Origin of the sequence: Mycobacterium sp. E2238 (assembly GCF_001672665.1) — a bacterium.
Taxonomy (GTDB): domain Bacteria; phylum Actinomycetota; class Actinomycetes; order Mycobacteriales; family Mycobacteriaceae; genus Mycobacterium.
Window position 1 is genome coordinate 13,694 of the sequence record NZ_LZKF01000225.1, and the last position, 21,242, is coordinate 34,935.

Below are 21,242 nucleotides of genomic sequence, written 5' to 3' on the forward strand. Positions count from 1 at the left end.
ACCCGCTATCGTCAGTGGGCTAGCAGATCGGGGGCACCCGTGACCACGCACTGGGTGCGGGTGTAGATGGTGGCCATGCACTTGTTGCAGTGCGTGCACGCGGAATGCACGCTGTGCGCGGCGCCGTCGGCCGCGATCCGATTGATCAGGTCGGGTTCGGCCAGCAGCGCCCGGCCCATCGCGACGAATTGGAACCCTTCCGCCATCGCGAGGTCCATCGTCTCCCGGTTGGTGATGCCGCCGAGCAGGATCAGCGGCATGGTCAGCTCGGCGCGGAACAGCTTGGCGTGCCGCAACAGATAGGCCTCGCGGTAGGGGTACTCGCGCAGGAACTTCTTGCCCGTCATGCGCATGCCCCAACTCAGCGGCGGTTTGAACGCGCCGGCGAACTCCTTGAGCGGCGCGTCACCGTGGAACAGGTACATGGGGTTGACCAGCGAACTGCCCGCGGTGAGTTCGATCGCGTCGAGGCCGCCGTCGTCCTGCAGCCACTTCGCGGTGGTCAACGATTCGTCGGTGGATATGCCGCCGCGGACGCCGTCGGTCATGTTGAGCTTGGCGGTCACCGCGATCGGCGTGCCCTCCTTTTCCACCGCGCGGCGCACCGCCATGACGATGCCGCGGGCCACCTTCGCCCGGTTTTCCAGCGATCCGCCGAACTCGTCGGCGCGGCGGTTGATCAGCGGGGACAGGAACGCGCTCGCCAGGTAGTTGTGACCCAAGTGGATTTCAACCGCGTCGAATCCGGCCTCGATGGCCAGCCGCGCCGCGTTGGCGTGGCCCTCGATGACGTCGTTGATGTCGTCGCGGGTCGCCTTCTTGGCGAACCGCATCCCGATCGGGTTGAAGAACCGCACCGGCGCCAGCGCCCTGGCTTTGTTGGATTTGGCGTTGGCGACCGGACCGGCGTGGCCGATCTGCGCGCACACCGCCGCGCCCTCGGCGTGAATCGCGTCGGTGAGCCGGCGGAATCCCGGCACCGCCTCCGGGCGCATCCAGATCCCGTTGCCCTCGGTGCGGCCGCCGGGGGAGACGGCGCAGTAGGCGACGGTGGTCATGCCGACGCCGCCCGCCGCGGGCAGGCGGTGGTATTCGATCAGGTCGTCGGTCACCAAGGTGTCGGGCGTGCGGGCCTCGAAGGTCGCCGATTTGATGGTGCGGTTGCGCAGCGTGATCGGGCCGAGCTTGGCCGGGCTGAACACGTCCGGAGCGGTTGACATATCGGGAGCTTAATGGCGATCGCGAGCGCGGCGAAGCCGGGCGTGGCGGGTCGCCATCATCGATGTCTGCCAGACTGTCAGGCGTGGGCGCAATCACACTGGACGGCAAGGCCACCCGCGATGAGATCTTCGTCGACCTCAAACAACGGGTGGCCGCACTGACCGCGTCGGGTCGCACCCCCGGGCTGGGCACCATTCTGGTCGGCGACGACCCCGGGTCGCAGGCCTATGTCCGGGGCAAGCACGCGGACTGCGCCAAGGTCGGCATCACGTCGATCCGCCGCGACCTGCCCGCCGACATCAGCACGGCGACGCTGGAAGACACCATCGACGAGCTGAACGCCAACCCCGAGTGCACCGGCTACATCGTGCAGTTGCCGCTGCCCAAACACCTGGACGAGAACGCGGCGTTAGAGCGCGTCGACCCGAACAAGGACGCGGACGGACTGCACCCGACCAACCTCGGCCGGTTGGTGCTCAGCGTTCCGGCACCGCTGCCCTGTACCGCGCGCGGGATCGTGCACCTGCTGCGGCGCTACGGCGTCGAGATCGCGGGGGCGCACGTGGTCATCATCGGCCGCGGCGTGACGGTCGGACGCCCGCTGGGGCTGCTGCTCACCCGCCGTTCCGAGAACGCCACGGTGACCTTGTGCCACACCGGAACTCGAGATCTGGCCGCGTACACCCGGCAGGCGGACATTGTCGTGGCCGCCGTCGGGGTGCCGCACATGCTGACCGCCGACATGGTGCGTGCGGGCGCCGCGGTCGTCGACGTGGGCGTCAGCCGCACCGACAACGGGTTGGTCGGCGACGTCCACCCCGACGTGTGGGAGGTCGCCGGCCACGTGTCGCCGAATCCCGGTGGAGTCGGCCCGTTGACCCGGGCGTTCCTGCTGAGCAACGTCGTCGAGCTGGCCGAGCGGCAATGAGCGCTAGGTCCCTCGTCAGGGCCCAGTGGCCAATCCTGCTGGTCGGCTTGACCTTTGCCACGGCGCTCGTGCTGGTGGGGGCCAGCTTCTGGCGGCGCGGTTCGCTGCTGATCGGTATCGGTGTCGGTCTGGCGGCGGCGCTGCGACTGGTGCTCTCCGATGATCGGTCCGGCCTTTTGGCGGTGCGCAGCAAGGGAATTGACTTCATCACCACCGCGACGGTCGCGGGGGCGATGGCCTACATCGCCTGGACCATCGATCCGCTGGGCACCCGTTAGATACCTGGCACCGCCGGGATCTGCCCGTTCATGCCGGGGATTTGCCCGTTCATGCCGGGGATCTGTCCGTTCATGCCGGGGATCTGCCCGGCCATTCCGGGCATCTGCGGCACCGCACCGGACAGATTGCCGCTGGCCAGGTTTGCCATCTGCTCGGGGCAGTAGGTCTGTATCGCGATGGTGGTGAACATGCGCGCCATCATGGGGGACATGCCCCGGCCCGACACGCTGGACGCGGCCGCCGCGAAGTTGCCGCCCGGCTGGGCGAGCATCGGGCAGATGGATTGACCGACCGACATCGCATTTCCAGGCTCGCCGAAGTCGATGCCGGCGTGGTTGAGCGCGTCGATGAAGTTGTCGTCGGGGTTGTCCGCCCCGGCCGGCGCGGCGAACGCCGACGCCGCGGTGAGCAGGCCGGCGGCCACGGCCAGCAGGCGAACGGTCAGCGGCTGGTTCCGAAACACCCAGATCCAGTGATGCGTTCGTGAACGTGCCTTCATGCAGCCTCCCCCTCGTTCGTGGAGTGCGCCGGAAGCACTCGAATCACGTTACGAACTCTGAGCTATCACTGTCACGTTTGCGACACGGTGGGATAAAGCTTCGCACAATAAGCGTTTTGCGCGGCCGTCGCGGCCGCGGCGTCGCTTATTGGGCCGATGCGTGCCGTCAAGCCCCGCGGCGGATCGAGGCCACACTGTGATCTGACACGGCCGTAAGCTCCGGGCTTTTCGGTGAGAAATGTTTAAGAATCTCCGCACATGACGACGAATCGCAGCCGTCCGCTGGACCCCTGGTTGCAGAGGGACATCTCGCGCCAGGCCTTTCTTCGCGGCGCCGTCGGAATGCTGGCAACTGGCGCGGTTCTGGGCACCGCGCGGGCCGCCGCGGATCCCGTCGCCGGATGGGGCGGGCTGGCCTCTTCCATCGGCGGCGCCGTTGTTTTGCCGACCAACGCCGCCCAATTCGCCACCAGCAAAAAGGTTTTCAACTCGTTCTACGACAACTCCAGTCCCGCCGCGGTCGTGACGGTTTCGTCGCAGGCCGACGTGCAGAAAGCCCTCGCATTCGCGACGGCCAACAACCTCAAGGTCGCCCCGCGTGGCGGTGGGCATTCGTACGTCGGCGCGTCGAGCGCCAACGGCACCTTGGTCCTGGACGTGCGTGGGCTTCCGGGTGGCGCCAAGTTCGACGGCAACAACGTCACCGTCACCCCGGCGACCACCCTGTACGCGATCCATCAGGCCTTGACCGGCGCCGGCCGCGCGATACCCAGCGGGACGTGCCCGACCGTCGGCGTCGCGGGACTCGCGCTGGGCGGTGGGATCGGCCCCGACACCCGGCACGCGGGCCTGACCTGCGACGCGCTGCAGTCGGCGACGGTGGTGTTGCCCAGCGGCGACGTGGTGACCGCCTCCGCCAACGACAACCCGGATCTGTTCTGGGCGCTCCGCGGCGGTGGCGGCGGCAATTTCGGGGTGACGACGTCGATGACGTTCTCCACCTTCGCGACGGCCGACAGCGACGTCGTGCGGCTCGACTTTCCGCCCGCGTCGGCCACCCAGGTGCTCGTCGGCTGGCAATCCTGGCTCAGCGCCGCCGACCGAAACACCTGGGGCATCGTCGATCTCATGGTCGGCTCCGCCCCGAACTGCCATGTCCTGGCAACATGCCCGGCGGGCGCGGGGTCGGGAGTTGCCGATGCGATCAAGTCAGCGGTCGGGGTGGCGCCCACGTCGGTTTCGAACAAGACGATGAATCGCACGGATCTGGTGATGTTCCTGGCCGGCGGTAGCGCCAACCCCCCGGCACGCTCCTTCGTGGCCGGATCCGACGTCATCGGTCCGGTGGATTCCACTGCGGCCCACGCCATTGCCACCGCGATAGGGCAGTGGCCCGCAGGCGCGGGACAGGCGTCGGTCCTCGTCGACCCGCTCGGCGGCGCCGTCGCGGACGTGGCCGCGGGTGACACCGCGTTCCCGTGGCGCAATCAGGCCGCCGTCCTGCAATGGTATGTCGAACCTTCCAGCAGCCAGGTCAGCGCCGCGAACAGCTGGCTGAGCTCCGCACACCAAGCGGTGCAACAGATTTCGGTCGGCGGATATGTGAACTACCTGGAAGCCAGCGGCTCACCGGCGCGTTACTTCGGATCGAACCTGTCACGGCTGACGACCGTGCGGCAGAAGTACGACCCGAACCGAGTCATGTTCTCCGGCCTGAATCTCTGAGGTCTCAGCGGCCGAGCAGGCGATTTCGTTGCTCGACGTATTCCTCGTCGGAGATCAGCCCCTCGTCGCGCAGCCGGGCGAACTCGCGGATCTCGGCGGCGATCCCCGTCACCACGGTGCGCGGCTCACCGTCGGCGGGCACGTCCTCATCCGTATCGGCCGGCCGCTCCCTGATCGCCTGCGTACCAACGGGTGCCGCGATCCGCTGGTCGCGCCGGCCGACGGCGTCACGAATGGCGCGCCCGGCCGTGCCGGCCAGGGCCATCTCGCCGAACGTGCTCTCGAAACCGGGCGCCACAGCCGTGGCGGCGGCGCCGACGGGCGCGGCCGGCAACGCGAGCGCGATCGGGCGTACCGCCGGCGTCGCCGCGACCCAGGTCGGCGGCACCGAGAGCCGGCCGATCGAATCCGCCTCGCCCAGCCCGCCCGACATCGTCGTCGACAACACGTTCGGCGTCGTCGCCGGACCGGCCGGCGTCACCCCCCGCACTATCGATACGGGCGCGCCGTTGGCATCCCAATCGCTGACGATGTCATCGGTGTGCAAACCGGTTTCAGCACCGATCAGGTCGATGGGCATGGATACCGCCCCCAGCGGGGCCAATGGGGCGTCGACTCCGTACGCAATGGCGTCGGCGCCGACGTTGATCAGATCCAACGGCGTATTCACGCCGAGTGCGGACGCCGCGGTGCCCGCCGCCCCGGACGCCGAGCTCGCCGGCCCGGTGGCGGCCGAAACCGCGCTCCGCGTGGACCCGGCGGGCAACTGGGCGGCTTGGCTGAGCGCATTGGCCTGCGCCCCCGAGTTGGTGTTCTGCTGCGGTGGGGTGAACGGCGTCAGCTGCGTGGCCGTGGCCGAGGACCCCGCGTAGCCGTACATCGCGACGGCGTCTTGCGCCCACATCTCGCCGTACTGAGCCTCGGTCGCGGCGATCGCAGGCGTGTTCTGGCCCAACAGGTTAGTGGCGACCAGCATCGCAAGTTGGCTCCGGTTGGCCGCGACCTCCGGCGGCGGCACGGTTGCCGCGAACGCTGCCTCATAGGCCGCGGCGGCCGCAATGGCCTGCGTGGCGGTCTGCTCCGCCTGCGCGGCGGCCGCGCTCAACCACGACACATAGGAGTTCGCGGCGGCGGCCATCATGGCCGATGAGGGACCCAGCCATGGTCCGGCGATGAGACCGGAGACCACCGATTCGTACGAGGCGGCGGCGGTATGTAGCTCCGCCGCAATCGATTCCCATGCCTGGGCGGCGGCAAGCATTGGTCCCGAACCCGGACCGGCGTACATCAGGCCCGAGTTGACCTCCGGCGGAAGCGTTGCGAAATCCATTGCACAACCGAACTATTCGAACGAGCTCGGGTCGGCCGGGTAAGCGGCGATTCCCCCAGCGATGGACGACAAAACTCTCCCCCTCAATGAATTTTTGGCGCGGCGCGGCTCAGCCTGCGCCGCGACGTTGCGAATCGGTGTGCTCTGCGGTCAATGGCTCGCGACGCCGCGCCCCTCTCTGACCGGTTGGAGGCGTCGAACGTTGTCTTCATTCGACACCTCGGCGTCCATCCCTGTTCCCGCGCAACTGCATTCACCGTCGACGAGCGAGTCGTCCGCGGCCGGCCGCGGCAGCGGCTGGCCCTTACGCAGGGTTGCGATGAGTTCCCGGTAGGGACCGACCAGGTAAACGGTGTCACCGGCGCTGAGCCGGGAGTCGCGACGCGGGTGCAGCCGAACCGGGGCGTCCTCCCGAGTGATTGCGATGACACGCGTTTGTGTGGACACTTCGAACATCTGCAGCCCGTCGAGTTCGCTGCCGGCCTGCACGTACATCCCGCCAATCAAAAACGATCGGTTACCGACCGAGAACGTGCCCAGCACCTGCAGGCCCATCGCCGCGCCGATGAACCACGGTGCGGCCAGTTCGACTGTGGACCGGACGTTTTCGAAGCCGAACCGCTGGGCGACGGCGGAGCCCAGGTCATGGTCGTACACCCGCAGAACAAGCGGGACCTTGCTCCATCGATTGCCGAGCGGGGCGGGCTCGGAGCCCAGCATTTCGCGAACCACGATCCCGGTCTCGATGTTGACCATGTCGTCTCGGGTCAGCACCGCGACCGCGCGGGCGCTGTCGACCCGGGCCGCTTCCAGGGTCGGGCGTAGGGTCGCGTCCCCGAAGATGACCGGAACGTCGAGCTCGGCCGTCGTCGACAGGAAAGGGTTGTTCTGGTCGCGCTCGATCACTGCCACGTCGTAACCGGCCTCGGTCAGGTCGGTGACGACCCGGACCCCGAGCGCGCTCAACCCGACCACGATGATGTGGTTGCGCAAGTGGCGTGCCCGCGGGCGTGCGGACAGCGTCAGAAAGCGCCGCGATAGCAGCACATCGGCGATGAAGGCGACAAGCAGAGCGGTGGTGGTCACGCCGGCCAGCATCAGTACGGCGGCGTAGAGCCGCAGCCAGGTCGGCTGTTTGGCGAAGCTGAAGTCGCCGTAACCCGTCGTCGTGATCGTCTCGTTGGTGAAGTAGAACGCGTCGGTCCAGGACATCCCAGGGTGCGTGTAGGAGAAATGCAGCAGCGTCGTCGAGCCGATGACCAACAGCATCAGCGCGGCGATCACGGGGTAGAACGCGGGGTTGACCTCGTCGGGCAGGGCACGTGCGGCATACAGGACCCGGCGCACTCGCGACTGGCGTGCACGCATGCGGTCCCGGCGCGGCACCTTGACGCCGCAGGCCGCGACCTCCTCGGTGGTACCGATCATCGCCGTCCAGTCGCCTGCGCTGACCCGCAGGTCCCGCCCCGGGCATACCAGGACCTCGCCGGCGTTGGCCGCGTTCTCGTTGGGGACCATCGCTACCGGGGCGAGGTCGCCGTAGATCTCCCGAAGCGACGCATCGAACGGGGCCTCGGCGCCGAAGGCGACGAAGTCGATCCCCGCCACCTCGAACGGGTGCGTGGTGCGCGCCAGGCAAGCCTCGACCACCGCAGCGCCCGCGAGGTCGGCAACACCGAGGATGGCGTTCGGGCCCTCGTCCGCGGCAACGGCCTCGCGCAGTACGTCATTGGCCACCCGGGCCACCACGCGGATGTCCGGGTTGGCCTTCCGCGCCAGCAGCGCAATCTCCAGATTGGTCGCGTCGTCATCTCCGGCGCACACCACAGCCGACGCGGTGGCGACTCCCGCCCTGGCGAGTTCGGTCTTGACGCGGGCGCCGGCGAGTTCCGCATCGAGGAGCCTCGCGACGCCCGCGCCCGCCCTCTTCAGCTCGTCGACGATGGTCGACGCCAGCGCGTCATCACCGCTGACGATGATGCACTGGGTCATGACGTTTCACTCCTCCGCAAAACACGGTGTCCCTTCCCCTGAGCATTGATCTGGACTGGTGGCTTCACGCGTCCGGCCGGGCAGTGACGCGAAACCGATGTGGCACAAGCACTTACTTTGCCGAGACGGATATCGCGCGCTACTCCAAGGAAATGACGATCGAATTCGATGCTAACAGACAGATTCAGGATGCGGCGCGCACGAACTCGTCTGTCCCGCAGATGAAGCGCACCGCGACGCAGCATTTCGGGCTCTGAATCAACTGGAGCACAGGAGAACTCAATTTCTACAAGCGCGGATTGTGTCAAATGGTATAAAGGAAGTGATGCGATGGCACCCAGAAGGGCTGCTGTACAACACCTTTGATTTATCTGTGCGTTTACTGTCGATCTCGGACCACCCGCGCGCAACCTGCTATTGGGCGAAGTGCCTTACCTCTCAACGGTGTTGACGCGGAGCGCCAATCCACTCGAAATCCGAGCCTTTATTACCAATGGCGTCATATTTGTTACGTGCAAGTCAACCGCTGAGAGTGTGCTGGCAGTTCTTCTGGTAATTTCCTGTGTTTATCGATGCTGGCCTGATAAGGCGGGGCGACAAAAACAATTGCGGCAGATACGCTTTCGGCGAAGCGGCATGGCTTGCCACTAAGGGGTTCACGTATGGGGGAAGGAATATGTTCTGTGCCAGCATCTTTGGCTGATAGGCGTCCTGTCGAGCACAGGGCATGGTCATCGCTGTCCGACGTGTGCAAGCGGGGCTTCCTCGGCAAGCCCTTGATCAACTCGCAGCTCGAGCACGAGAAGCTGTCCAACCCGGTTGCGCTCGGGGTGCTGTCACCCGACGCGATCTCCTCGACCGCATACGGGTCCGAGCAGATCATGATCGAACTGTTGCCGGCAGCGGGGATGGCCGCGTTCGCACTGCTGCTGCCGATCACCGGCGTCATCCTCTTGATCCTGGTGTTGGTCGCCGCGTCCTATCGGCAAGTTGTCATGGTCTATACGCGGTCCGGCGGATCGTACGTGGTCGCACGCGAGAACTTCGGTCCTCGGGTGGCGCAGGTCGCCGCCGCGGCGCTGCTGATCGACTACGTGGTCACGGTCGCGGTGCAATGCGCTGCCGGGACGGTCGCGGTGGCATCGGCGTTGCCGGTGCTGGGCCCCTACAGCCTCGAGATCACCGTCGGCATGGTGTTGTTGATGTGCTTTGCGAACCTGCGCGGTCTGCGCGAAGCGGGGGCCCGTTTCGCGGTGCCCACCTACGCGTTCGTGGCCATGGTGTCGCTGACCATCGTTGTCGGGGTCATCCGCGAGCTTTGCGGAAACCTGCCGACATACGATGCCCAGCACATCGCCGGAGCGGTGCCGGTTCACCAGGGCGGCGGATTGGTGATGGGCGCGACGGTTCTGATCGTGTTGCGCGCGTTCGCCAACGGTGGCTCGTCACTGACCGGAGTCGAAGCCATATCGAACACAGTCACCACCTTCCGCAAGCCGGAAGGCATCAACGCCCGGCGAGTGATGACGATCATGGCCTGCATCCTCGCGTTCTTGCTTGCGGGCGTGGCGTGGCTGACCCACGTGACCCATGCCGTCCCGTACACCGACGGATACCCGTCCATGTTGTCCGAGATCGCGCGGGCGGTCTTCGGGCACGGCGCGATCGGCGGTGTGCTCTACGCGTTGGTGCAGGCGTCGACCGCGGCGATCCTCTATACCGGTGGCAACACCAGCTTCAACGGCTTCCCCGCGCTGGCGAGTTTCGTTGCCGGAGACCGGTTTTTACCGCGTCCGCTGATGAAACGCGGCCATCGCCTGGTCTTCTCCAACGGCATCATCGCCCTGACCGCCCTGTCGATCGCGTTGCTCCTCATCACCGGGGGCTCGGTTGATGCGTTGGTGCCCTTCTACGCGATCGGCGTGTTCACCGGATTCTCGATGGCCGGCTATGGGATGACGAAGCATTTTCTGAGCACGCGCGGCCCAGGTTGGCGGCGCAAGGTGGTGGTCAATTTCTCCGCCGGGATCCTGTCGACCGTCGTGGTGGGGATCTTCGCGGTCGCCAAATTCAGCGAGGGCGCCTGGCTCATCGTTGTCGTCTTCCCGCTGCTGGTGCTCGCGCTGATGCGACTGAACCGGCAGTACCGCGCGGAGGCTTCCGTGCTGGAGATGTCACGCACGGAAAAGCCGGTGCTGGCCCGCTACACCCGGCACCGGGTCTTGGTCTTCGTGGACGCCATCGACCTCGCGGAGGTCGAAGCGCTGCGGTATGGGAATGGACTGCACGCCGACGAGCTGACCGTCGTGCATTTTGTGATCGACGACGATCATGCCGCCCGGCTGCAGAAGCGTTGGGAGGTCTTCGAACACGACACCCCGCTCCGTTTGGTGGCCTGTCCCGATCGGCACCTGGGCCGCGCGGCACACGAGTTGGTTCTGCAGCTGCTCAAGGAGCATCCGGACACCAAGGCGACGGTGCTGCTGCCACGCCGAACTTATTCGCCGCTCGTCGGCCGACTGCTGCACGATCGCACGGCAGACAAGATCGCCCGCGCCGTCAGCCGCATTCCGGGTGCGGTCGCGCAGATCGTGCCCTATGACATCGAGTCCCGCATCGCGGAGGTCACCCGCGCGGGATGACGTTATCCGGTCTCGAGTTGGCCCGGTCCTTGTCCAAATGTCTTGAAAGCCCGCGAGGAAGGGATGCTGTGACGCAGCCGAGTGGCGGGATACCGCTCTCCATTACCGACAAGTGCAAGCGAATTTTCCTGGGACAGCCGCTCACCACCGATCAGCTGGACGGGGAGAGGTTGTCGAATCCCGTTGCACTCGGCGCGCTCTCACCCGACGCGATTTCCTCGACCGCGTACGGCACCGAGCAGATCATGATCGAACTGCTGCCGGCGGCCGGGATGGCGGCTTTCGCGTTGGTCCTTCCGATCACCGGGGTCATCCTGGTGGTCCTCGCGTTGGTGGCCGCGTCGTACCGCCAGGTGGTCATGATCTACACGCGGGCCGGTGGGTCCTACACGGTCGCGCGGGAGAACTTCGGTCCACGCGTGGCGCAGGTCGCGGCGGCCGCGCTGCTCATCGATTACGTGGTCACCGTGGCGGTGCAGCCCGCGGCCGCGACGGTGGCGGTGGTGTCGGCGATCCCTCAGCTGCGGCCCTATCACCTGGAGATCACGCTGGCGGCGGTGGTCCTGATCTGCCTGGCCAACCTGCGCGGGCTACGACGGTCGGGGCGCACGTTCGCGATGACGACCTACGCGTTCGTCGGCATGATCACCGTGACGATCCTGACCGGATTCGTTCGTGAAATGATCTGGGGATTGCCGAGATACGAACCGCAGCACATCGCAGGCGCGGTGCCGGTGCATCAGGGCAGCGGGCTGGTGATGGGCGCGACCATCCTGATTGTGTTGCGCGCGTTCGCAAACGGCGGCACCTCACTGACCGGTCTCGAGGCGGTGTCCAACACCGTCAACGTCTTCCAGGAACCCCGGGGTGTCAACGCCCGTCGGGTCCTGACGCGGATGGCCTGCATCCTCGGCTTCCTGCTCGCGGGCGTGGCGTGGCTGACGCACGTCACCCACGCCACGCCCTATCGCGATGAATACCCGTCGATGCTGTCCGAGATCGCCCGGGCGGTGTTCGGCCACGGGGTGATCGGGAATGCCCTGTACTTCCTGGTGCAGGCGTCGACCGCGGCGATCCTGTTCACGGGTTGCAACACCAGCTTCAACGGCTTCCCCGCGCTGGCGAGTTTCGTTGCCGAGGACCGCTTCTTGCCTCGCCCTCTGACCAAACGCGGCCATCGCCTGGTGTTCTCGAACGGGATCTTCGTGCTGACCGCGCTGGCGATGGTGCTGCTCGTCATCACCGAAGCCAAGGTGAGCGCGCTGGTGCCGTTCTTCGCGATCGGCGTGTTCACCGCGTTCGCGATGGCCGGCTACGGCATGGCCAAGCATCATCTGACCCGGCGCGGGCAGGGATGGCGATTCAAGCTGGCGGTGAATCTGTCGGCGGGAATCATGTCGACGATCGTGGTGGGAATCTTCGTGGTGGCCAAGTTCACCGAGGGCGCCTGGCTCATCGTCGTCATCTTCCCCTTGCTGGTGCTGGCCTTGATGCGGCTGAACCGGAAGTACCGCGACGAGGCGTCCGTGCTGGAGATGTCGCGCACGGAAGACCTCGACCTGGCGCGGCATCCGCGACTGCAGGTGCTGGTGTTCGTGGACACCATCGACCTGGCCGAGATCGAGGCGGTTCGCCTCGGCTACGGCCTGCACGCCGACGAGCTCACCGCGGTGCACTTCGTGATCGACGTCGACCATGCCGTCCGGCTGCGCGAGCGCTGGGATCGCTTCGAGCACCACACCCCGCTGTGGCTGATCAACTGTCCGGACCGTCATCTGAGCCGGGCCGCGCACGAATTGGTGCTGCGCGTGCTGAAGGATCACCCGGACACCAGGGTGACGGTGCTGTTGCCGCGCCGCACCTATTCGCCGCTGTTGGGCCGGCTGCTGCACGACCGCACGGCGGACAAGATGGCGCGTGTCGTCAGCCGCGTTCGGGGTGCGACGGCGATCATCGTGCCCTACGACATCGAGTCACGGATCGCGCGGGTGGCCCCCGCCGACGTTGATTCTCGCGCCGCCGAAGTGGTTGATCCGGTGCCGGCTGCTACGGGATGAGGATGATGACGACCCGCAGTGCCGCTACTCGGACAGCGTCGCCCGGATGCACACGGTGACATACGGCAGCGCCAGCCCGGTGGAATTCGCCAGCGCCGGATGGGTGGCCAGCAACTCGCGCACCTGCTCCAGGGTCCTGGTGCGGACCTCGGTCGGTGAGGTGATGCAGTAGCTGCGCGATGCGACCAGATCGATCAAGGCTTGCGGCGTAAGGTAATTCGTCCACTCGACCTGGTGGCGCTGCGGCTCGGTGAACGACTCGGACAGCGTGACGTCGAAACGGCCCCGGTCGCCGTCGGAGCCGATGATGTCGCCCAGCTCCCGCACCCAGCCCAGCCGCTCGTCGCGGGTGTTCCACACCAGGCCCAGCCGGCCACCCGGCCGCAGCACGCGGGCAATCTCGGGAATGGCGCGCTCGGGGTCCACCCAATGCCACGCCTGCGCGACCAGCACGACGTCGACGCTGTTGTCCGGCAACGGGATTCCCTCCGCGGTGCCCAGCAGCGCCCGGGTCTCCGGCAGCGAGGTGCGCAGCACTTCCAGCATGTCGGGAATCGGGTCGACGGCCACCACGTCCAGCCCGCGCTCCACCAGCCGGGTGGTCAGCTTGCCGGTGCCCGCACCCAGGTCCAGCACCTGGCGCGCGCCGCGCGGCAACAGCCAGTCGATTGCCTCTGGGGGGTAGGAGGGGCGTCCCCGCTCGTAGGCCGCGGCCGCCGAACCGAACGACAGGGAGCGGTCGTGGCGAGAGCGGGTCACCGCCGGCACGCGCCTTCGCCGTCCGCCGAGCCGGCAAGATCCAACGTCTTGCGGATCAGCTCGCCGACCGCCTCGGATTCCACCAGGAAGCCGTCGTGCCCGCAGATGGAGTCGACAACGTGCAGACCGCTGCAGCCCGGCAGCAGCTCGGCGAGCTCCTCCTGCAAGCGCAGCGGGTAGAGCCGGTCGGAGGTGATGCCGCCGACCACGGCCGGCACCGGGCAACCGCTGAGGGCCTTGCGCACCCCGCCGCGGCCGCGGCCGACGTCGTGGCTGTTGAGCGCCTCGGTCAGCGTCACGTAGCTGCCCGCGTCAAAGCGGGCCAGCAGCTTGTCGCCCTGATGCTCGAGGTAACTCTGTACGGCATACCGGCTGTCCTCGACGCCCTGCTTGTCGTTGCCGAACCGGGTGTCGAGCTCCGCCTCCCCGCGGTAGGTCAGGTGCGCGAAGCGGCGGGCGATGGTCAGGCCGGTGTCCGGGGTGCGGCCGGTGCCGTGGTAGTCGCCGCCCTGCCAGTTCGGGTCGGCCTTGATGGCCGCGATCTGCGTGGTCTGCGTGCCGATCTGGTCCGCGGTCGCGCGCGCGCCGACCGCCAGCAGCAGGCCGGCGCGGACCCGGCTGGGGTGACCGACCATCCACTCCAAAGCCCTTGCGCCGCCCATGGATCCGCCGACCACTGCGGCCACCTCGTCGATCCCGAGCGCCGCCAGCGCGGCGATGTCGGCCTCCACCTGGTCGCGCACCGAAATCATCGGAAACCGTGAGCCCCAAGGCTTTCCGTCCCGCGCCAGCGAGCTCGGTCCGGTCGAACCGCGGCAACCGCCCAGCACGTTGGTGGCCACGGCGCACCAGCGGTTCGTGTCGATCGGCGCGCCGGGCCCGGCCACCCCGTCCCACCAGCCGCCGGTGGGATGCCCGGGTCCGGCGGGGCCGGTGATGTGCGAGTCGCCGGTCAGCGCGTGCAGCACGACCACCACGTTGTCGCGGGTCGGCGACAGCTCACCCCAGCGCTGAACCGCGATGCAGACATCCTCGATCACCGCGCCGCTCTCGGTGGTCAGCGAGCCGATGTGTACCAGGCCGATCTCGCCTTCGGCGGGCAGCGTCTGGGTTCCGACGTCGGAGATCGTCATCGCCGGGGCCCTTAGAACGCCGCCACGGCTTGCGGGTCGGCGCCCGAGGTTTGCGCGTCCGCACCGTACTTGCGCGCCGCGGCGAACCCCAGCTCCAGGTCGGCAAGGATGTCGTCGATGCCCTCGATGCCGACGGCCAGCCGCACCAGTCCCGGGCTGACCCCGGTGCTCAACTGCTCGGCCGGGCTCAGCTGCGCGTGGGTGGTGGACGCCGGGTGGATCACCAGCGAGCGCACATCGCCGATGTTGGCGACGTGGCTGTGCAGCTTCAGGGCGTTCACGAACGCCTTGCCGGCCTCGACGCCGCCGGCCAGCTCGAAGGCCAGCACCGCACCGGTTCCCTTGGGCGCCAGCTTCTTCGCCCGCTCGTGCCACGGCGAGCTGGGCAGCCCCGCGTAGTTCACCGACAGCACGCCGTCGTGGCCGGCCAGGTACTCGGCCACCCGTTGCGCGTTGGCGACGTGGCGCTCCATGCGCAGGCTCAGCGTTTCGATGCCCTGGGCCACCAGGAACGCGTTGAACGGCGAGGCCGCGGAGCCGAGGTCGCGCAGCAGCTGCACGCGCGCCTTGAGCGCATACGCCGGCGGCCCGAGCTCGGCGAACACCACGCCGTGGTAGCTGGGATCGGGCGTGGTGAATCCGGGGAAGCGGCCCTGCGTCCAGTCGAAGGTGCCGCCGTCGACGATGACGCCGGCGATCGCCGAGCCGTGACCGCCGAGGTACTTGGTGGCCGAGTGCACCACGATGTCGGCGCCGTGCTTGAACGGCTGGATCAGATAGGGCGTGGCGATGGTGTTGTCGACGATCAGCGGTATCCCGTTGGCGTGCGCGACGCCGGCCACCCCGGGAATGTCCAGCACGTCGATCTGCGGGTTCGAGATGGTCTCGCCGAAGAACGCCTTGGTGTTCGGTCGCACCGCGGCCTGCCAGGAATCCAGGTCGTCGGGGTCGTCGACGAAGCTGACCTCGATGCCGAGCTTGGCCAGCGAATAGTGGAACAGGTTGTACGTGCCGCCGTAGAGCCGCGGGCTGGAGACGATGTGATCCCCGGCACACGCGAGGTTCAATATGGCGAAGGTCTCAGCGGCCTGCCCGGAGCTCAGGAAGAGCGCGGCCACACCGCCCTCGAGCGCGGCGATGCGTTGCTCGACGACGTCGGTGGTCGGGTTGCCGATCCGGGTATAGATGTTGCCCGGAACCTCCAGACCGAACAGGGCGGCGGCGTGGGTGGTGTCGTCGAAGACGTACGACGTGGTCTGGTAGATCGGCAGGGCCCGGGCGTTGGTCGCCGGGTCCGGGTGCTGACCGGCGTGCACCTGCTTGGTGTCGAAGGACCAATTCGCACTCGGATCACTGTTGTCGTCGCTCATGGAAAGCTTCCCCTGTCTGGCTCAGGGGCCCGTCATGGCGGACCCGCGCTTGCCGGATAGCCGCTGCTATGGCTACTCAACCTGGTCATCACCCGGGGCACCCCACCGCGGTTGGAGGGTTGCCGGCCAGCAAGCCGGGGCTTGATGCTGGCGCTCATGACCAATACGAAGATTAGCTTACTGTGCCGACTTCGTGCCAATGGCAGGTCGACACCTGCCCAAACGCCCTTGATAACGTGGCAGGAAGAACGCTGAGCCCCCCAGAGATCTGACCGATTCGAAGATTTTTCACGCCGGGAGAGGGACCGTGAGCGCCGAACAGCCGACCGTCATCTACACACTGACCGACGAGGCGCCGTTGCTGGCGACCTACGCGTTCCTCCCGATCGTGCGCGCCTTCGCCGAGCCGGCGGGCATCCAGATCAAGACCAGCGACATCTCCGTCGCCGCCCGGATCCTCGCCGAGTTCCCCGAGCACCTGACCGAAGAACAGCGGGTCCCGGACAACCTGGGGGAGCTGGGCCGGCTGACGCAGCTGCCCGACACGAACATCATCAAGCTGCCGAACATCAGCGCCTCGGTGCCCCAGCTGATCGCCGCCGTCAAGGAACTGCAGGGCAAGGGCTTCAAGGTTCCGGACTTCCCGCAGAGCCCGAAGACCGACGAGGAGAAGGAAATTCGCGCCCGCTACGGCAAATGCCTGGGCAGCGCGGTCAATCCGGTACTGCGCCAGGGCAACTCGGACCGGCGCGCGCCCAAGGCCGTCAAGGAGTACGCCCGCAGGCATCCGCACAGCATGGGGGAGTGGTCGCCGGCCTCGCGCACCCACGTCGCGACCATGCGGCACGGCGACTTCTACCACGGCGAGAAGTCGATGACGCTGGACCGCGCGCGCAACGTGAAGATGGTGCTGGAGACCAAGGGCGGGAAGACCCTCGAGCTCAAGCCCAAAGTCGAGCTCCGCGAAGGCGACGTGATCGACAGCATGTTCATGAGCAAGAAGGCCCTGGTCGAGTTCTACGAGGAACAGATGCAGGACGCCTACGAGACGGGAGTGATGTTCTCACTGCACGTCAAGGCGACGATGATGAAGGTCTCGCACCCGATCGTCTTCGGCCACGCCGTCAAGGTCTTCTACAAGGACGCCTTCGCCAAGCACCAGGAGCTGTTCGACGAGCTCGGCGTCGACGTCAACAACGGATTGGTCGATCTCTACAGCAAGATCGAGTCGCTGCCCGCCTCGCTGCACGAGGAGATCATCCGCGACCTGCACGCCTGCCACGAACATCGCCCCGAGCTGGCCATGGTCGATTCGGCCAAGGGCATCACCAACTTTCACTCGCCCAGCGACGTGATCGTGGATGCCTCGATGCCGGCGATGATCCGGGCGGGCGGCAAGATGTGGGGCGCCGACGGACGGCAGAAGGACACCAAGGCCGTCAACCCCGAGTCGACGTTCTCCCGCATCTACCAGGAGATCATCAACTTCTGTAAAACCCACGGGCAGTTCGACCCGACCACGATGGGCACCGTGCCCAACGTCGGCCTGATGGCGCAGCAGGCCGAAGAGTACGGGTCGCACGACAAGACGTTCGAAGTCCCCGAAGACGGCGTCGCCAACATCGTCGATCTCGACACCGGGGAAGTCCTGCTCACGCAGAACGTCGAGTCCGGCGACATCTGGCGGATGCCCATCGTCACCGACGAAGCGATCCGCGACTGGGTCAAGCTGGCCGTCAACCGGGCGCGGAATTCGGGCATGACGGTGGTGTTCTGGCTGGACACCGAACGCCCGCACGAAGTCGAGCTGCGCAAGAAGGTCAAGGAGTACCTCAAGGAGCACGACACCGAGGACCTGGACATCAACATCATGCCGCAGGTTTGGGCCATGCGGTACACGCTGGAGCGCGCGATGCGCGGGCAGGACACCATCGCCGCGACCGGAAACATCCTGCGCGACTACCTCACCGACCTGTTCCCGATCCTGGAACTGGGCACCAGCGCCAAGATGCTGTCCATCGTGCCGTTGATGGCCGGCGGCGGAATGTACGAAACGGGGGCCGGCGGTTCGGCGCCGAAGCATGTCCACCAGCTGCTCGAGGAGAATCACCTGCGCTGGGACTCCCTCGGTGAATTCCTCGCTCTGGGAGCGTGTTTCGAAGACATCGGGATCAAGACCGACAACGAGCGCGCCAAGATCCTGGGCAAGACGCTCGATGCCGCCATCGGCAAGCTGCTGGAGAACAACAAGAGTCCGTCGCGCAAGGCCGGCGAACTCGACAACCGCGGCAGCCAGTTCTACCTGGCGCTGTACTGGGCGCAGGAACTCGCGCAATCCGACGACGAAGAGCTGCGCGAGCACTTCGCCGCGCTGGCCAAGTCGTTGGGCGAGAACGAGGACACGATCGTGGCCGAGCTCGCCGAGGCGCAGGGCGAGGCGGTCGACATCGGTGGCTACTACTACCCGGACAGCGAGAAGACGACTGCAGTGATGCGGCCGAGCAAGACGTTCAATGAAGCGCTGGCCGCTTCGCAAGGCTCGTAGGGTTAGGGCCGCCAAGAGAAAGTCGGGCTCGATATGTCAGGCGAACACAAGATCAAAGTCAAAGGGCCCGTAGTCGAGCTCGACGGTGACGAGATGACCCGCGTCATCTGGAAGTTCATCAAGGACATGCTGATCCTGCCGCATCTCGACATCAACCTGGACTACTACGACCTTGGCATCGAGAACCGTGACCGCACCAACGATCAGGTGACGATCGACGCCGCCTACGCCATCAAGAAGCACGGGGTGGGCGTCAAGTGCGCCACCATCACCCCCGACGAGGCCCGCGTCTCCGAATTCAACCTGAAGAAGATGTGGCTGTCACCCAACGGCACGATCCGGAACATCCTGGGCGGCACCATCTTTCGCGAGCCGATCGTGATCTCCAACGTGCCGCGCCTGGTGCCGGGCTGGACCAAGCCGATCGTCATCGGCCGGCACGCATTCGGCGACCAATACCGCGCGACGAACTTCAAGGTCGACAAGCCGGGCACCGTCTCGATCACGTTCACACCGTCGGACGGCAGCAAGCCGATGGTGCACGAGGTGGTGTCCATCCCCGAGGACGGCGGCGTCGTGATGGGGATGTACAACTTCAAGGAATCCGTCCGGGACTTCGCGCGCGCCTCGCTCGCCTACGGCCTGAACGCCAAGTGGCCGGTGTACCTGTCCACCAAGAACACCATCCTCAAGGCCTACGACGGCATGTTCAAGGACGAGTTCCAGCGCATCTACGACGAGGAGTTCAAGGACAAGTTCGAGGCCGAGGGGCTGACCTACGAGCACCGGCTGATCGACGACATGGTGGCGGCCTGCCTCAAGTGGGAGGGCGGCTACGTGTGGGCCTGCAAGAACTACGACGGCGACGTCCAGTCCGACCTGGTCGCGCAGGGCTACGGATCCCTGGGGCTGATGACGTCGGTGCTGATGACCGCCGACGGCAAGACGGTCGAGGCGGAGGCCGCGCACGGCACCGTCACCCGGCACTTCCGCCAGTACCAGGCCGGCAAGCCGACGTCGACGAACCCGATCGCCTCGATCTTCGCCTGGACGCGCGGGCTGCAGCACCGCGGCAAGCTCGACGACACCCCGGAGGTGATCGAGTTCGCCCAGACGCTGGAGAACGTGGTGGTCGAGACGGTGGAGAGCGGGAAGATGACCAAGGACCTGGCCATCCTCATCGGCCCCGACCAGGAATGGCAGCAGAGCGAGGAGTTCCTCAACTCGATCGCCGAGAACCTGGAAAAGAAGCTGGCTAACTAGCCGAGGGGTTGGCGCCGCGGCTCGCGGTAGTGCACTCGTCGAGGAAGTCGGTGATCAGTTCGGCGACGCGCTCGGGCGCCTCGAACATCGGGATGTGCCCCACGCCGTCGAGCTTGGTGACCTGGTGGTCGTCGGGCAAATGGGTGGTGAAATGCCTGCTGAACCGGGGTGCGGGCACAATCCGGTCCTTCTCGCAGATGACCAGGTGCGCCGGGACGGCGTTTTCGGCCAGCTCCTGCAGGCCGTGCAGCAGCAGCGACTTGACCAGCAGCTGGAAGTAGGCCGGGCAGTGGGCGACGTCGTCGATGCAGCCCAGCAGTTGGTCGTCGCTCACCCCGTCGGGCCGGGCGCTGATCGCGTAGGTGGCCAGCTGGCGGCTGAACGGCAGGCGCATCACCTTCGGGCCGAACAGCCACGCCAGCACCAGCAGCGGAATGCCCAGGATGAACTTGGCGATCACCTCGAACTTGGCCGGGCTCCAGCGCGTCCACCCGCCGGCCGGGGCGATGCCCATGACGCTGCGCGCACGGCCGCGCCGCTCGAGTTCGAACGCGACCCAGCCGCCCAGCGAGTTGCCCACGATGTGGGCGGTGTCCCAGCCCAGCTGGTCCATCTGCTGTTCCACGTGGTCGGCCAGGACCGCGGAGGACAGAAACCAGGTGCCGGCGGAGGGGCCGCCGTTGTGGCCGGCCATCGTCGGTGCGAACACCTCGTACCGCCCGGTGTCGGCCAACCGCCGGGCGACGTCCTCCCATACCGCCTGGGACAGCAGGAATGGGTGCAGCATCAGGACGGGCTCGCCCGACCCGAGGTGGATCGGTGGCCGCGTCCCCGTGTTGGTGTTCGTCCTCTTGCTCCCCATACCGCCGACACTAAATGCGGTACCGCCGGTACCGCAAGCGAGCGCGCAGCGCCCCCGCCCGCGCGCGAACGTGAAGCTGGCCGCACACTCGGCGACGAGTGTGAAGCTGGCCGCACACTCGGCGGCGGCAGGTGCCCCGAAAGACCCGCGTGAAAAGATCGGTGCATCATGAGCACCGCTACCGGATCCCGCCGGATTTTCTCCGGCGTGCAGCCCACCTCCGATTCGCTCCACCTGGGGAACGCCCTGGGTGCCATCACCCAGTGGGTCGCGCTGCAGGACGACCACGAGCCCTTCTTCTGCGTGGTCGACCTGCACGCCATCACCATCCCCCAGGATCCCGGCGCGCTGCGCCGCCGGACCTTGGCCACCGCCGCCCAATATCTGGCGCTCGGCATCGACCCCGCCCGCAGCACGATCTTCGTGCAGAGCCACGTGCCCGCCCACTCCCAGCTGGCCTGGGTGCTGGGCTGCTTCACCGGCTTCGGGCAGGCGTCGCGGATGACGCAGTTCAAAGACAAGTCGGCCCGCCAGGGCGGCGACTCCACCACCGTGGGCCTGTTCACCTATCCGGTGTTGCAGGCCGCCGACGTGCTGGCCTACGACGCCGAGCTGGTGCCGGTGGGTGAGGATCAGC

At 66.8% G+C, this 21,242-nt stretch carries 14 protein-coding genes, 2 pseudogenes and 1 riboswitch; of the genes and pseudogenes, 8 read left to right on the forward strand and 8 right to left on the reverse strand.

Going from position 1 to position 21,242, the window contains the following annotated elements; all coding sequences use genetic code 11:
• Positions 1-11 precede the first annotated feature (11 nt).
• Entirely contained in the window at positions 12-1,220 is a 1,209-nt protein-coding gene (locus A5711_RS20875) for an NADH:flavin oxidoreductase (protein WP_067949882.1), read from the reverse strand.
• Between the two features lie 83 nt (positions 1,221-1,303).
• Between A5711_RS20875 and A5711_RS20880 the strand changes: the two genes are divergently transcribed.
• Together A5711_RS20880 and A5711_RS20885 are read left to right on the forward strand one after the other, a co-directional pair.
• A complete protein-coding gene (locus A5711_RS20880; protein WP_067949885.1) occupies positions 1,304-2,149 on the forward strand; it encodes a bifunctional methylenetetrahydrofolate dehydrogenase/methenyltetrahydrofolate cyclohydrolase in 846 nt (281 codons plus the stop codon).
• Positions 2,146-2,427: a DUF3017 domain-containing protein gene (locus A5711_RS20885; RefSeq protein WP_067949887.1), complete on the forward strand. Its 282-nt coding sequence runs from the start codon at positions 2,146-2,148 to the stop codon at positions 2,425-2,427. Before A5711_RS20880 ends, A5711_RS20885 begins: the two co-directional genes overlap by 4 nt.
• Here the strand turns inward: A5711_RS20885 and A5711_RS20890 are convergent.
• On the reverse strand, positions 2,424-2,927 hold the full coding sequence (locus A5711_RS20890; RefSeq protein ID WP_067949889.1) for a DUF732 domain-containing protein: 504 nt from the start codon (positions 2,925-2,927) through the stop codon (positions 2,424-2,426). The two genes, A5711_RS20885 and A5711_RS20890, sit on opposite strands and share 4 nt — an antisense overlap.
• Positions 2,928-3,221: 294 nt before the next feature.
• On the opposite strand from A5711_RS20890, the gene A5711_RS20895 reads away from it, so the two are divergent.
• Positions 3,222-4,652 (forward strand): FAD-binding oxidoreductase, encoded by a 1,431-nt coding sequence (locus A5711_RS20895; RefSeq protein WP_067949905.1) that lies wholly within the window; start codon positions 3,222-3,224, stop codon positions 4,650-4,652.
• 4 nt (positions 4,653-4,656) lie between these two features.
• Here A5711_RS20895 and A5711_RS20900 read toward each other — a convergent pair whose 3' ends face one another.
• Both A5711_RS20900 and A5711_RS20905 read right to left on the reverse strand, forming a co-directional pair.
• Positions 4,657-5,982, reverse strand: a complete 1,326-nt coding sequence (locus A5711_RS20900; protein ID WP_067949891.1) for a PPE domain-containing protein — start codon at positions 5,980-5,982, stop codon at positions 4,657-4,659.
• Positions 5,983-6,240: 258 nt separating this feature from the next.
• A pseudogene (locus A5711_RS20905) lies at positions 6,241-7,974 on the reverse strand (NAD-binding protein); the annotation flags it as partial.
• A 695-nt stretch (positions 7,975-8,669) separates the two neighbouring features.
• Here A5711_RS20905 and A5711_RS20910 point away from each other — a divergent pair.
• Positions 8,670-10,598: pseudogene (locus tag A5711_RS20910) on the forward strand (APC family permease); the annotation flags it as partial.
• Positions 10,599-10,684: 86 nt separating this feature from the next.
• Positions 10,685-12,673 carry an APC family permease gene (locus A5711_RS20915; protein ID WP_082975797.1) on the forward strand — a complete coding sequence of 663 codons (1,989 nt, stop codon included), beginning with the start codon at positions 10,685-10,687 and terminating at the stop codon, positions 12,671-12,673.
• A 24-nt stretch (positions 12,674-12,697) separates the two neighbouring features.
• Here A5711_RS20915 and A5711_RS20920 read toward each other — a convergent pair whose 3' ends face one another.
• From A5711_RS20920 to A5711_RS20930, 3 genes are read right to left on the reverse strand one after another with little or no spacing between them, the layout of a single operon-like run.
• Positions 12,698-13,432, reverse strand: a complete 735-nt coding sequence (locus A5711_RS20920; protein WP_067949908.1) for a class I SAM-dependent methyltransferase — start codon at positions 13,430-13,432, stop codon at positions 12,698-12,700.
• On the reverse strand, positions 13,429-14,565 hold the full coding sequence (locus A5711_RS20925; RefSeq protein ID WP_067949893.1) for a homoserine O-acetyltransferase: 1,137 nt from the start codon (positions 14,563-14,565) through the stop codon (positions 13,429-13,431). Before A5711_RS20925 ends, A5711_RS20920 begins: the two co-directional genes overlap by 4 nt.
• An 11-nt stretch (positions 14,566-14,576) precedes the next feature.
• Entirely contained in the window at positions 14,577-15,935 is a 1,359-nt protein-coding gene (locus A5711_RS20930; protein WP_067949895.1) for a bifunctional o-acetylhomoserine/o-acetylserine sulfhydrylase, read from the reverse strand.
• Positions 15,936-15,975: 40 nt separating this feature from the next.
• A riboswitch (SAM riboswitch) is annotated at positions 15,976-16,097 on the reverse strand.
• A gap of 145 nt (positions 16,098-16,242) precedes the next feature.
• Between A5711_RS20930 and A5711_RS20935 the strand changes: the two genes are divergently transcribed.
• Complete coding sequence (locus A5711_RS20935) at positions 16,243-18,480, forward strand: NADP-dependent isocitrate dehydrogenase (RefSeq protein WP_067949897.1); 2,238 nt, start codon at positions 16,243-16,245, stop codon at positions 18,478-18,480.
• A gap of 33 nt (positions 18,481-18,513) precedes the next feature.
• Positions 18,514-19,743 (forward strand): NADP-dependent isocitrate dehydrogenase, encoded by a 1,230-nt coding sequence (locus A5711_RS20940; RefSeq protein WP_067949899.1) that lies wholly within the window; start codon positions 18,514-18,516, stop codon positions 19,741-19,743.
• Here the strand turns inward: A5711_RS20940 and A5711_RS20945 are convergent.
• A complete protein-coding gene (locus tag A5711_RS20945; RefSeq protein WP_067949910.1) occupies positions 19,736-20,533 on the reverse strand; it encodes an alpha/beta fold hydrolase in 798 nt (265 codons plus the stop codon). The two genes, A5711_RS20940 and A5711_RS20945, sit on opposite strands and share 8 nt — an antisense overlap.
• Before the next feature lie 240 nt (positions 20,534-20,773).
• Between A5711_RS20945 and trpS the strand changes: the two genes are divergently transcribed.
• A partial coding sequence (gene trpS, locus A5711_RS20950; protein ID WP_067949901.1) for a tryptophan--tRNA ligase occupies positions 20,774-21,242 on the forward strand: 469 nt, incomplete at its 3' end.